Origin of the sequence: Spirosoma spitsbergense DSM 19989 (genome assembly GCF_000374085.1) — a bacterium.
Taxonomy (GTDB): Bacteria; Bacteroidota; Bacteroidia; order Cytophagales; family Spirosomataceae; genus Spirosoma; species Spirosoma spitsbergense.
This window is the reverse complement of record NZ_KB893533.1, coordinates 64,319-78,166: the sequence shown is the minus strand read 5'-3', so window position 1 is coordinate 78,166 and position 13,848 is coordinate 64,319. Positions and strand designations below refer to the sequence as shown.

General features: G+C 52.1%; 7 protein-coding genes and 1 pseudogene. All 8 read left to right on the top strand.

The window, feature by feature from the left end:
* Nucleotides 1–260, top strand: a pseudogene (locus tag B157_RS39345) (hypothetical protein); the annotation flags it as partial.
* A gap of 90 nt (nt 261–350) precedes the next feature.
* On the top strand, nt 351–1,031 hold the full coding sequence (locus B157_RS0113975) for a response regulator (protein ID WP_020603936.1): 681 nt from the start codon (nt 351–353) through the stop codon (nt 1,029–1,031).
* Between the two features lies 1 nt (nt 1,032).
* On the top strand, nt 1,033–2,406 hold the full coding sequence (locus tag B157_RS0113970) for a HAMP domain-containing sensor histidine kinase (RefSeq protein ID WP_020603935.1): 1,374 nt from the start codon (nt 1,033–1,035) through the stop codon (nt 2,404–2,406).
* Between the two features lie 272 nt (nt 2,407–2,678).
* On the top strand, nt 2,679–4,106 hold the full coding sequence (locus tag B157_RS0113965; protein WP_084761813.1) for a TolC family protein: 1,428 nt from the start codon (nt 2,679–2,681) through the stop codon (nt 4,104–4,106).
* A 19-nt stretch (nt 4,107–4,125) separates the two neighbouring features.
* Nucleotides 4,126–5,571, top strand: a complete 1,446-nt coding sequence (locus B157_RS0113960) for a TolC family protein (RefSeq protein WP_020603933.1) — start codon at nt 4,126–4,128, stop codon at nt 5,569–5,571.
* On the top strand, nt 5,568–8,831 hold the full coding sequence (locus B157_RS0113955) for an efflux RND transporter permease subunit (protein ID WP_020603932.1): 3,264 nt from the start codon (nt 5,568–5,570) through the stop codon (nt 8,829–8,831). The genes B157_RS0113960 and B157_RS0113955 overlap by 4 nt, the downstream gene beginning before the upstream one ends.
* Nucleotides 8,832–8,932: 101 nt before the next feature.
* Nucleotides 8,933–10,057, top strand: coding sequence for an efflux RND transporter periplasmic adaptor subunit (locus tag B157_RS0113950; protein ID WP_157618443.1), 1,125 nt, complete (start codon nt 8,933–8,935; stop codon nt 10,055–10,057).
* 529 nt (nt 10,058–10,586) lie between these two features.
* Entirely contained in the window at nt 10,587–13,274 is a 2,688-nt protein-coding gene (locus tag B157_RS0113940) for a T9SS type A sorting domain-containing protein (protein ID WP_245565083.1), read from the top strand.
* The last annotated feature ends 574 nt before the right edge of the window (nt 13,275–13,848 follow it).

Genomic DNA, 13,848 nt, shown 5'->3' with positions numbered 1-13,848 from the left:
GCTTTGATTTAGAAGGGTGTGGCCTAACCAAGCATCATCGCCTTCGTCGGCTGTTGTTTATCTTGTCAATGAGTCTGATTTGGGCCCTTGAAACGGGCGAGTGGCTCATCAAAGCGGGTCATAAAATACCAACCCGCAACTTGACAGGCCGATGCCAAGCGTTGTTTAGTTTATTCCGTCACGGTTTAGATGAACTGCGCGATAGAATCCTTAAAGGCCAACCTGTTGGCCACCTTGTACCACTTTTGTCCTGTACTTAGGCGCTTGCCTTATGTTGTTTGTGAGTTCTGTAAAATGCGGTGCATAATTCTTGCTACCTTCACCAATAAAGCTTGACGAAAGTATAAGTCATGAGAATTTTATTAATTGAAGATGAAGTAAAACTTAGCTCGTTTATTCAGAAAGGCTTGAGTCAGGAGGGGTACCGTGTTGATACAGCGTTCGACGGGCAGTTAGGCCTATCGATGGGGTTAAGTGAAGAGTATGATCTTATTATTCTGGATGTAAACTTACCCGTCCTCAATGGCTTTCAGGTTTGTCAGCAACTCCGGGTTGAAAAACCACAGGTACCGGTACTGATGCTAACGGCACTGGGTAGCCTTAGCCACAAAAAAGAGGGGTACGGAGCCGGAGCCGATGATTATTTAGTGAAACCCTTCGAGTTTGACGAACTCCTGCTTCGGGTTCGGGCCTTGTATAAGCGCTACCGTGAAGTAGGGATACACCGAATTTTACGGGTAGGAGATTTGGCCCTGAATGTAGCTACCAAACAGGTTCAACGGGCAGAACGGGTTATTGATCTTACTGCCCGCGAATATGCCCTGCTGGAATACCTGATGCTCAACAAAGGCCGCATTGTGTCTCGCATTGATATTGCCGAGAAAGTGTGGGAACTCAACTTTGATACCAACACCAATGTTATTGATGTCTATATCAATTACCTGCGTCGGAAAGTGGATAAAGGTTTTGCCGTGAAACTGATTCATACAGTCGTTGGCATGGGTTATGTGATGGACGAACGAACCCGCTGATATGCTAATCCGTACCCGCCTAACGCTCTTCTTTGCGGGCCTGATGCTGGGTCTTCTGGTCCTGCTTTCGGTGGGGATTTATGTGTTTGACAAGCAAAGCCAGGAGAAACTATTTTACCAGCGATTGCAACGCAAAGCGGAAGCCACCGCCGAAGTGTATGTACGCAAACATCGCCGACTCGAAGAAACCGATAAGATCCTGTTACTTACCCAAGAAAAGCAGCATGAAGCCATTTACGATGAGGCTAACCAGATCATTTATTCGAGCGGTCGTTATAAATATTATCCGGTCACAGCCCGTTTTCTAAATCGTATTCGTACTAAAAGAGAGGTCACGTTTTCGTTTGAGGATAAGCAGGGCATCGGGAAATTTTTTCAGAAAGGTGATGATCGGCTTATCATTATCGTGACGGCGGAAGATACCTTCGGACACCAGCGCCTGGAGGCCCTGAAGAATAATCTTCTGGTAGTTAATATACTGGGGGCGGGCTTAGTCATTGCGCTGGCCTGGTTGTTTTCCGACCGGTCACTTCAGCCCGTCCAGCACCTACTTGACGATATCCGGCAATTATCACTGGTTAATCTGCACGGTCGATTGCCAACAGGAAACGGTCGCGACGAGATGGCCAGCCTGAGTAGTCAGTTTAATCACCTGCTCGACCGGCTTGATGAGACGGTCCGTCAGAATCAGACTTTTGTCACCAATGCCTCGCACGAGTTACGCACCCCCCTGGCCAACTTGCTGGGCACGTTGCAGGTGTCGCTGACTTATGATCAGCAGCCTGATATGATAAAAGCTACCCTGCAATCGTCAGTAGAGGAGGTACAAGCGCTTATCCGCTTAACCAACGATTTACTCCTGTTAGCCGAACTGGGCGTAGAGAACCAGGTCCAAACCCTATCTTTTGACGATTTTTTATTAGTCGAACCGCTGTTGGATGCTGTACAAATGGTGAGACGACAATACCCTCAGTACCCCATTGAAGTGACCTTACCCGATGATATTGATTGTTGTCAGGTACCGATCCACGCCGATTTGATGGTGATTGCCCTAAGTAACCTGATGGACAACGCCTGTAAATATTCAGCCCCAGACCAACCCGTTAAAGTAGCCTTACAATCAGTTGAGCAAGGTTTTGAATATACTATTCAGGATTATGGTATTGGTATTCCTGCTAAAGCACTGCCGCATCTATTTACACCGCTGTTTCGGGCTGAAAATGCCCGCCAGGTGCAGAAAGGAAACGGTGTCGGATTGGCATTGGTGCAGCGCATTGTTCAACTTCATGGGGGCACGGTGAAGGTTGAGTTGACAGCCGAAACGGGTACGACGTTTCTAGTATGGCTTCCCGCCAGGAACAAGGCAATAATTTGAATTTTATAAACCAACTCCAATCCGGGGAATAACAACTTATCAAATCTTTTTAGCCAGTAACGAACGGAGTGGTGGTCTACAACTACAACACCTGATTTTAAAGAATCCGGCTGACTTTGTCATCTGTGCCGGTGAATTCACGTATCGCAGGGAAAAATTTATCAGGTAAACCATATAATAGGATCAGCATTAGAACTTTCTAATTCATGACCAATGTCATTCTAATCTTCAAGCCCGACGTTTGATGCGTTCAACTGTATGAACACTCCGGCATGAGACGTTTTCTTTCGGTAATCGTTTGTAGTTTGTTTTTACGGGCTGGTCTGATAATGACGGTAGCCGCCCAGCCACCATCCAGGGTGCCATCGCTGAGTGATGCGCTGGAATTGAACCGACAAAACGCGCCCGCCATTCAGTCACGTCAGCGATTAACTCAACAGAGTACGTTTAGGATTGAAGAATCCCGGCTGGCCTACCGGCCCAAAGTCATTGCCCAGACCCAGGCAATTTACGCCACAACCAATCAGGTCCGGGGGGCGTTCTTTCCCAATGCTGGCTCAGCCCCTTCACTGGAAGGTGGTATCCGGCCCAACGGAGCGGGTGGACAGTTGGCCAATGGGTCCCCACTGGTCTGGTCGAGTTTCACAACCCTGTTTTTCGATTGGCCCCTGGTTGACTTTGGTCGTACTCGCAGCCAGGTGGCTGTGGCCCAGGCCAACTACACCCGCCAGCAGGCTGCGCTCACTAATACGACTTTTCAGCAACAGATCGAAACAGCGGACACTTATTTGAGGCTGTTGAGTAACCAGCAGCTACGACAGGTCGAGCAGGCTAATGTTGAGCGCCAAACGAGACTTCAGCAAATCACCCTTGCCCACACCCGCCCGGGTCTGCAACCCGGCGTGGATAGCGCACTGGCCGAAGCGGATCTGGCCAAAGCCCGGTTGCAACTGCTTAACGCCAGCCAGCGGGAAATTAGCACCAAATTTCGCTTAGCCGAATTGACTGGTTTAGCTGCCGATAGTATTACTCTCCAGGCTTCGACAGCGTTTCAGAACCCGCCCGCTAACCTGACGCTGACCACCGAAGCCCTTAGCAGCCACCCGGCCCTGCTACTGCAACAGGCGGATCTGGACCAGGGCATTCGGCAGGCCGAAGCAATCCGGCATTCTCACCTACCCGCGTTTCGAGTCATTGGTGCCGGATTCATGCGCGGCTCCGGCGTAGGGGATAAAGAGTCCGACATCACTTACAACCGGAATTTGGGAGCCGGACTGCGGCCCCGGGTGTTCGATGCCATGATTGGCGTCGCCATGCTTTGGAAACTATCGGACATTATTAGTGCGAAGCGAGGTTATCAGGTGCAACAACAGGTCAATCAGGGCCATTATGCGAATCTGCAAGTGACGCAACGCCAACTGCGCCGGGCGTTTGATACGGCGACTCTCCGCTACCAGACCGCCCAGCAGTCACTGGTGGATGCCACCACCCAGAAGCTGGCCAGTCAGCAGGCCTACGACCGCACGGTAGCCCGTTATCAATCCGGGCTAACTTCACAGATTGAGTTAAGTCAGACGAGCTTTTTGCTCAATCAGGCCGAGATCCGCCAGCAGCAGGCCATCTACCAAAATTGGCAGAGCCTGCTGGGCAGGGCGGCTTCGAGCGGTTCACTGACTCCATTTTTACAACTGATTCACTAACCTTATCCGCGTTCAGGCGATGACCAACCGATTGATACAACAACTAACGCTAACCGCTGGATGGCTGCTGATTGGAGCCCTGTCAGGGGTTTATGGGCAAGCAGCCACCCCGCCGGGTGGTACGGCTATGCCCCTGACCCTGACCCAGGCACTGGACCGGGTGCAGCAAACGTACCCCAGCATCAAAGCCCGGCAGGCGCAGGTTTCCGCAGCTCTGTACGGGGTAAAAGAGCGCCAGGCAGACTACCTGCCCCACACGATTTTTCAATCCCAGGCGCTCTACGGCACCAGCAACCAGGTGCAGGGCACATTTTTTCCAAATGAAGGCACGGCTATTCCCATTGTGGGGGCGATTAAACCGGCGGGTAATACGCCCGACATGGTCTGGACCAGTTTTGCCACGCTGCTGACCGACTGGGCCTTTTTCGATTTTGGCAAAGTCCGCTCAACCGTGCAGGTGGCGCGGGGAGAAGTTGCTACCCAAAAAGCAGCTTTGACCAATGAGATTTTTCAGCAGCAGGTACGCACCGCCGATGCTTATTTGCTGACGCTGGTCACCCATGAACTAGTGCAGCAGCAACAGGCCAATCTGACGCGGGTGGAAACCTTTCGGCAGATGACCACCGCCCGGGCTCAGTCGGGCCTTCGACCTGGGGTTGATTCTTCTCTGGCGCAGGCCGAGGTGTCCCGCGCCCGGTTGATACTCACCGAAGCCCAGCAGGCTGAGCAGACTCAGAAAATTCGCTTAGGGGAACTCACTGGTCTTGACCCCGCTGCGTTCAGTGTCAGTCAGACCGCCTTCTACGAAACCCTGCCCGCGACGGTTGCCGAGGCAACCTATATTGATAACAACCCTGTTCTTCAAATTGGGCAGGCCGAAATCCTGACTACCCAGGACCAGGCTAAAGCAGCCCGCCTAAGTTGGCTCCCTTCGTTCCGGTTGCTGGGCGCGGCCTGGGCCAGAGGATCCGGTCTTGATAACGTCAAAGCTGCCGATGGAAATCTTATTTACCACAAAGGGCTGTGGGATGGGGTGAAATTTCGGGCTTATGATGTGATGGTCGGACCCGTGCTCTATTGGGAGTTGTCTAACTACTGGCGGGCCTCGAACCGCGCTCAGCAATTCCGTTTGCTGGGGCAGAGTCGTCAGTTCGATCTGGACGAAGAGCGGTTGGGCCTAAATCGCCAGCGCGAAACAGCCAACCTCGACTACGCTTTTGCCCTGGCCAGCGTGACTAACGCCGACCAGCAGATCCGGGCCGCACGGGGTGCATATGAACAGTCGCTCAGTCGCTATAATGCCGGACTAACCGGCGCGCTGGAATTAAGTCAGGCGTTTGCCATCCTGAACCGGGCTGAAATCGACAAAGCCGTATCGACGGCCAGCGTTTGGCAAAGCCTTTTGAAACAGGCAGCCGCTACGGGTGAATTAAGTGCCTTTACCAGTAAAACAACCGACCGATGAACCAACTGATCTCCTCCGCTCTGTCCAAACCCGTCACTATTGTGGTGTTCGTACTGGGCATTCTGGTCTTCTCCATCATGGCTGTGATGAGTATTCCGGTAGATATTTTCCCCAAACTCAACGCACCGACTATCTACATCGCCCAATCTTATGGAGGGATGATGCCTTCGCAAATGGAGGGTTTTGTCGCTACGCGCTACCAGAATCAGATGCTTTACGTATCGGGTATAAAAGATGTGGATGTGAAAAACGTGCAGGGACTCACCCTGGTGAAGTGCTCGTTCTACGAAAACACCAACATGGCCCAGGCCGCCGGGGAGGTAGCCAATCAGGTCAGCCGCGTGATGGCTTACCTACCTCCTGGTTCACAGCCACCTGTCGTGGTTCGCTTCGATGCCTCCACGCTGCCGGTCGGACAATTAGTGTTCAACTCCAAAACACGGTCGCTGTCAGAAATTCAGGATTTGGCTTCGACCAAAATCCGGCCCCTGCTGGCCAAGATTCCCGGTGCCTCATCACCCCCACCCTTTGGGGGCAACGAGCGGACGATTGTGGTCAAGGTTGATCCCGACAAAATGCAATCCTACGCGCTTACGCCCGACCAGATTGTGCAGTCCGTGGTGAAAGCCAACCAGATTTCTCCTGCCGGGGTGGTTCGGGTGCGGGACTATACGTACTTGACACCCTCGAACTCGGTAATTGATAAGGTGAGTGAATTCGCCAAAATCCCGCTTAAACTTGGCAGTGGCCCGACAGTCTTCCTGGGCGATGTAGCCACGGTGACCGATGCGGCTGACCAGACTGTAGGGTATGCCTTAGTAAACGGCAAGCGGGCGGTCTATATTCCCGTCACCAAAACGGGAGATGCCAGTACCATGTCAGTGGTGAAAGCACTCAAAGCTAAACTTGCTGAGATGCAAAGCCTATTGCCCGACGACGTTAGGCTAAGTTATGAATTCGATCAGTCAGTATACGTCTCCAACGCGGTCAGCGGGCTAATGAGTGAAGGAATTACGGGCGCACTGCTGACGGGCCTGGTAGTGCTGCTGTTTCTGCGCGACTGGCGCTCCTCGCTCATTGTTGTGCTGACAATTCCCATCGCGGTACTGGCCGCTGTGATGCTGTTGAACGCAGCGGGTCAAACCATCAACATCATGACTTTGTCGGGTTTGGCCTTAGCCATCGGGATTCTGGTCGATATGGCCACCGTGACGATTGAAAATATTCACCAGCACCTGGAAATGGGCAAGACCAAAGCGCGGGCGATTTACGATGCCTGTCTGGAAATTGCCTTCCCCGAATTCCTTATTTTAGTCTGTATCCTGGCCGTATTTGCCCCTTCGTTTCTGATGACGGGCATTCCCAAGGCCATGTTTTTACCGCTCTCGCTCTCCATCGGCTTTGCCATGATTGTAGCGTTTCTGCTGGCCCTGACACTGGTGCCGGTGTTATCAAACTGGTGGATGAAAACCCATAAAGGCGAACACCATGCCGCCGTGCAGGTGCTGGATCGGCAGGAGTTCGCCGAGGTTGAAGCGCACCAACGCTACGAAAAACTCCATCCCGAGCAACTAAAAGGCTTCGAGCGCATCAAAGTGAGGTACGTCTCCACGGTAAGTCGACTCCTAAAACACCGGTCGTTGGTGATCGGTTGCTATGTGCTGGTCACGTTCGGGCTGACGGGCTTTCTTTTCACCCAGATTGGGCAGGACATGCTCCCTAAAAGCAATGCCAAACAGTTTCAGGTGCGCGTTATTGGTCCCCAGGGGCTGCGTATTGAGCGAACTGAGCAACGAGTGCAGCAGGTACTATCCATTATTGACCAGCTCGCCGGGCGCGATAATGTGGAGATTTCGTCCGCCTTTGTGGGTATGACTCCCTCAACTTATGGTACCAGTAACCTCTACGTGTTTAATTCAGGTCCGCACGAAGCGACGTTACAGGTTGCCCTGGGCGAAGGATTTGCCGGAAATATGGACGTTTTTCGCGACAAATTGCGGCAGGAAGTACACAATAGGATACCAGGCGTGAGTATTTCGTATGAACCGATTGAGCTGACCGATAAAATCATGAGCCAGGGCGCTTCCACGCCCATTGAGGTGCAGGTAGCAGGCAAAGATCTCACCGATGGACAGACTTACGCTCATCGGCTTTTGGATCGGCTCCGACAAATCCCCTATTTACGCGACCTGCGGATCAAACAACCCCTGAACTACCCCACGCTCGATATCCAGATTGATCGTACCAAAGCCGCCCAGTTTGGCCTGACCGCCGATGATATTGCCAAAAGCCTGGTAGCCGCCACTTCGTCAAGCCGCTTTACGGCCAAAAACCTCTGGCTCGATCAGAAAACGGGCTATGCGTATCAGGTGCAGGTGCAACTACCCGAATATGAAATGGGATCGGTCGAAGATATGGAAGCTATTCCGCTGGTCAAAGGCCAGCTCCGCCCGACACTGGGCGACGTGGCTACCATCCGGCGCACCACCGTGCCGGGCGAAATCGACCGCTCGGGTCCGCGCCGGCTTGTGACCGTCTCGGCTAATATTTTCCAGAAAGACCTCGGCACGGCTTCGCGGGACGTACAGTCTGTTATTGCCGATTTAGGGACTCCACCCAAAGGCACAACGGTTGAACTGCTGGGCGTAGCACAACTCTTGACCGACACGCTCGGTAGCTTACAGACGGGGCTGGGTTTAGCCGTGATCGTAATTCTATTAGTGCTGACGGCTAACTTCCAGTCCTTCAAGGTGGCCTTCGTAGTACTCTCGACGGTTCCGGCGGTGCTGGCCGGGTCGCTGGGACTGCTGGTACTAACGGGCAGTACACTGAACCTGCAATCATACATGGGCATCATCATGTCGGTGGGGGTATCGGTGGCGAACGCCATCCTGCTCATCACCAACGCCGAACAGTTGCGTTTAGAATACGACGATTCGACCAAAGCCGCTCTGACGGCCGGGGGTATGCGGTTACGTCCAATTCTGATGACGTCGCTGGCAATGATTGCCGGGATGATTCCGATGGCATCCGGTTTTGGCGAAGCAGGCGATCAGTCGGGTCCGCTGGGCCGCGCGGTGATTGGTGGACTGTTTTTCTCGGCCATTGCCGCCCTGCTGATACTTCCGGTCATTTTCGCTACTATCCAACGGAAGACCACCATCAAATCGCCTTCGCTCAATCCCAACGACTACGAAAGCGTGTACTATGATGGAATTGATCCGCTCAAAAAAGAACTCCTAACTACGCATCCCAACTAAGCCAATCTGCCCAGTACCCGGCTTCCGTCACTGTCGCCATACCGGTTCCCGGCGGCAGTACGCAACGGAGCCGGGTAGGGCACCAACTCAAAATGAAGATCATGAAAAAACTCCTGTATAGAATTGCACTGCTGGGTAGCACGGCCCTGTTAATACCCGCCTGTTCGTCCTCCCCGTCGGAGAAAAAAGCACCCGAAACGGCTGAGGTACAGGAAGCTGCATACGAAACTGTGCCCGTTGTGGCCGAGCAGCGCAGTAAACAACTCCAACTGCCGGGCGAGTTTCTCTCGCACTACGACGTAGCCCTGTACGCCAAAGTGAACGGATTTATCAAAACGCTGCGCGTGGATGTGGGCGACCGGGTTCGGCGCGGACAGATCCTGGCCGTGATGGAAGCCCCCGAACTGGAAGCCGATGTAAACCGGGCTACAGCTGATTTGCAGGCCGCCAAAGGTCAGCTTAGTCTAAGCAAAATAACCTACCGAAGGCTGGTACAGGCTGGTCAAACAGCCGGGGCTGTTGCGCCCCAGGAAATTGATTTAGCGCACGGTAAACTGCTGAGCGACAGTGCTGCCCTGATGGGTAAAGTGCAGATGGTGACAGCCGCCCGGCAAATGAAGCAGTACCTAGTCTTAACGGCTCCCTTCGACGGGGTCGTTACGGAACGTCTGCTCAGCCCCGGTGCGTTTGTAGGCCCCTCCCAAAAAGACCCGCAACCGGTGCTCAAACTAAAAGAAGTCGAACGGTTGCGGTTACAGGTGACCGTCCCCGAAGTATATGCCAGTCAATTACGCCAACATACGCCCGTGACGTTTACAGTTGGGGCCTTTCCAGGCCAGACCTTTCGGGGGCAGGTGGACCGAATTTCCTACAACGTTGAACGGTCGGTGCGGGCTGAACTTATCGAAGTGGAAGTCAAAAATCCCGCTCTGAAGCTCATGCCAGGCATGTATGCCAATGTTGACTTTCCCGTTCAGCGCCAGCAAAAGAGTTTGTATGTCCCCAAAACGGCGGTCGTGACCTCTATGGAAGGCAGTTATGTCATTACCGTACAGGGCGGAAAAACGCATTTTGTTCCGGTGCAAATGGGAAATGAAACCGACCAAACCGTAGAGGTGATCGGAAAGTTAAAACCCCAGGAGCCGATTTTGGCCAAAGCCTCCGACGATATTCGTGATAATACATCGGTTAAAACCGTTTCGGGACCCATTGTCGCCAGGAAATAGATTGGTCACCCATGCTCCGAAACGGGTTTTCGGGCAGCGTGCGGGAACGTTCGGTTACCGTATCATTAAGCCGAAGGATACACCGTTCCCATTCGCCACCACCTGTATGATTAGGTTGACGACTAAACGAGGGGAACAGCGAAAACCTGTGAAACACTCACTTAAACGAATGTGCTAAATTTCTTTCGTATCGACTCCCCACTTCGCGCCATCGCTGGACGGCTAAAGCCGATTTGTTTCGCATCGGTACGTTGGCAATAACCTGGTGTGGTCTTTGTTTCGCCCTAAGTTTTATGATCGGGTTTCAGGTTATCACCTACATCTTTCAGCAGGAGGGCAGGCCTACGGGGGATGCGAAATCACTATTATATGTCTTATTGGTAGTGCTGGCTACCCTGCCCGGTTTCTATCTTCCTTTTTATAATAGGCAGTGCTACGTTATTTTAATAGGCAGGTGCCCTGCAGTTTTATGAACGTTTGTAAATCTGAGGTACTGTTTGCCTGGATGATACTACTCGGTTGGCCACAGATGATAGCCGCACAAATTCAGGTTTCATTTCCAACGAATCGAGCCGTTATTCAACGGACTACCGGCAATTCAGCTACCATCCGGATCAATGGTTATTACACATCCCCGGCTATAAATCGTATTGATGCCCGGGTGCAGGCACGGGACGGCCAGGGTCTGTCGTCTGACTGGATGACTCTACAGGCTAACCCGCAAGGAGGTATATACGCTGGTGATTTAACCGTGCAGGGCGGTTGGTATAACCTGGAAGTACGAGGCATGAACGATGATCAGCCAATAGGTAGTACCACCATTATCGAGCGGGTCGGCGTGGGTGAAGTATTTATTGTTGCAGGGCAGTCGAACGCACAGGGAATATATGATGATATGCCCAGTGCCAGCGATGATCGGGTAAATAGTATGAACTACTTCGATGCCAGTCAGAGTCAGCAAGATCCTCCGTCAGCCAGTTTTGGCCGTTTTACTCACCTCAACCAGGGCAATAGGCTCACACCACGTGGCTTGGGAACCTGGTGTTGGGGAAAGCTGGGGGATCTGTTGGCCCAACGATTGAACGTGCCTATTCTGTTTTTAAATGCGGCTTACGAAGGAGCAGCGATCAAGAACTGGCGGGAAAGCATTGAGAAGGGCCGTTCCAAAAGTATTTACGCCAGCGGCTATTATTATCAGGATGGTCAGCCCTATGCCAATCTCCGCATCGCTTTGCAGTTTTTTGCGAATATGCTGGGCGTGCGCGCTATACTGTGGCAGCAGGGAGAAGCCGAGAATTTTATCCAAACAACATCGAGCGCCTATGTCAATGACTTACAATTTATTATCAATCGCAGTCGGCAGGATTGCGGCCAGTCTATACCCTGGGTAGTCGCCCGCGTTTCCTATACAGGTGATGCCATTGGTAATCGTCCTGAAATTATTACCGCTCAAAATCAGGTGATTACTGAAACACCAAATGTATTTGCAGGCCCTCAAACCGATGCCATTCAAATTCCCCGACAACGGCCACCCCGCACGGCGGCGACTTTCGATGATGTCCACTTCGATACCAGTGGACTCATTGACTTAGCAACCGCCTGGAATAACAGTCTGAACAATGCTTTCTTCGGGGCTGCTCGACCTAAGCTTCCCGCACCGGCACCAACCATTTCAGTATCCTGCGCCGGCAATAATCAGTTGATCATCAGGCTAAATGGTGAGTTTTCGTCGGTTAACTGGAGCTCGGGCGAAAACGGTCAAACCCTGGTTAAAGGAGCGGGCGACTATCAGGCAAAAGTGAAAGATAACGCGGGGAATGTCACGTTCTCGCCCGTAGTGCGCGTCGCTAATGCGCCCGTTATCTTGGCAAGTGGACCGACCACGTTCTGCGCGGGGGGGAGCTTGAGTTTATCGTCAAGTTATGAGCTGAATAACCTCTGGACCACTCAGGCAACTGACAAAACTATTGCGGCTACCCGTTCAGGGAATTATGCCGTGCGCTACCGGGATGTAAGCGGCTGCGACTTCACCTCTGCACCGGTAGCCGTACTGGTCAATCCCCTGCCAGCCACTCCTAGTCTATCATCCGAAAAATCAACCACACTCTGTGAGGGCGAGCACACGACCCTTACAGCTAACGTGGGCAATGTTCAATATACCTGGAATTCAGGTCAGAACTCCCGTAGCATTGACGTTACAACGGCCGGAGCCTATACGTTGCGGGTAACGGATCAAAACGGGTGTACATCACCTCTTTCACCAGCCCTTTCTGTTATCGTCCATCCATTACCCGCAATGCCGACTGTCACCACCAGCGGAGCTACCACGTTCTGCGCCGATCAGCGGGTAACCCTGATGGCATCTCCGGAAGAGATCTATAGGTGGAGTACCGGCCAGACAAATCAAGCCATTACCATCAACCAGTCGGGGATATATACACTTCAGACCTTAAACCGCTTCAACTGCCTGTCGACTCCCTCAGCCCCCATTACGGTGCTGGTCAATCCCCTGCCCCCCGCCCCCATCCTGACGGCAAACGGCCTGACTACATTTTGTGAGGGCGGCCAGGTTAGTCTAACAGCTGGTAGCATCCTAAAACCTTTTTGGACAACGGGTGACTCAACGCAGACTATTTTCGTGAAGCAATCCGGCACATTCACGGCAAAAGTTCGTGATCAGAACGGCTGCTTCTCCCCATTGCCGACTGGACTTGCCGTAGCCGTAAAGCCGCTACCTAGTGTACCAACTCTCAATCAGGTAGGCACTTATACGCTGGAGGCTACCAGTGCGCCACCGAGCGATTATTACGATTGGTATCGGGATGCCGATTTTCTACCGGTGCAGACAGCTGTTATTAAAGCTACGCGTTCAGGTGCCTACTCGGCCCGTGCCTTTATTCGGTATAGCCCATCGCTGACCTGCGTCTCTAAGCCTTCGGGCGTATTCAATTTCACCGCTGATGAGGCCAATCGAGGGCTAAGTGTCTACCCTAATCCCAGTAGGAATGGAGATCTCACCCTGGAAACGATAAACAATCTGAGTAATGCCGTCGTAAGCCTATATACCCTAACGGGGCAGTTAGTACGAACAATACCCGTTCCCCTTTTTGATGAACGAATACGGCTAAATTTGACTACGATGCCTCCCGGCCAGTATATTTTACAGGTTAAAGCCACTAATTTTAACGTAGCTAAGCGGCTGTTGATTGGATTATAAAATAACGCGAACTATGAGATTTTCTCGCTGATTGTGAGCCAGTTGACGTGCCATAGGCACGTAATGTTTGTAGAAATAGGTTCCCTTCTCCAATTGGCGTGCCGTAGGTACGCAACCGGTAGCCATTGTTGCGTACCTACGGCACGCCAATTGGCTCAAAAGGGCATTTCTCTATAAACATCCGACCACTACGTGGTCAAAAATCTCATAGTTCGCGTTAAAATAGTTTATTGGGTACTGATTTATCTCATAATTCGATCATAGAGGTTGTTTAATGTTTCACGCGAAGTGAGAGTCGGTCAGCCAGTGCTGTGGCAAGCTATCAAACTTTGTTGCTCCCAACATTTGGCAACACAAACGCAAAAAGCCCATCAGGGCCATTATCAATGCCATTTTGTACGTAGGGCAGTATTCCTTGGCGAATGATGCCTGATAACTTATCCGACTGGCGGCTGGAGTACCATATAGCTTTAGACATCTCAAAACTAACCGGGTCGCCGGTGCGATACCTCTGCTGAAGCATCTATTCATCAACCCTCTGGAATCACTACCTATTTTCTTTACCGTTTAACCG

What these genes read in the sequence shown, in the direction of transcription:
- B157_RS0113955 (WP_020603932.1), top strand. Translation starts at nt 5,568, where the DNA reads ATGAACCAACTGATCTCCTCCGCTCTGTCCAAACCCGTCACTATTGTG.
- B157_RS0113965 (WP_084761813.1), top strand. Translation starts at nt 2,679, where the DNA reads ATGAGACGTTTTCTTTCGGTAATCGTTTGTAGTTTGTTTTTACGGGCT.
- B157_RS0113950 (WP_157618443.1), top strand. Translation starts at nt 8,933, where the DNA reads ATGAAAAAACTCCTGTATAGAATTGCACTGCTGGGTAGCACGGCCCTG.
- B157_RS0113970 (WP_020603935.1), top strand. Translation starts at nt 1,033, where the DNA reads ATGCTAATCCGTACCCGCCTAACGCTCTTCTTTGCGGGCCTGATGCTG.
- B157_RS0113975 (WP_020603936.1), top strand. Translation starts at nt 351, where the DNA reads ATGAGAATTTTATTAATTGAAGATGAAGTAAAACTTAGCTCGTTTATT.
- B157_RS0113960 (WP_020603933.1), top strand. Translation starts at nt 4,126, where the DNA reads ATGACCAACCGATTGATACAACAACTAACGCTAACCGCTGGATGGCTG.
- B157_RS0113940 (WP_245565083.1), top strand. Translation starts at nt 10,587, where the DNA reads ATGATAGCCGCACAAATTCAGGTTTCATTTCCAACGAATCGAGCCGTT.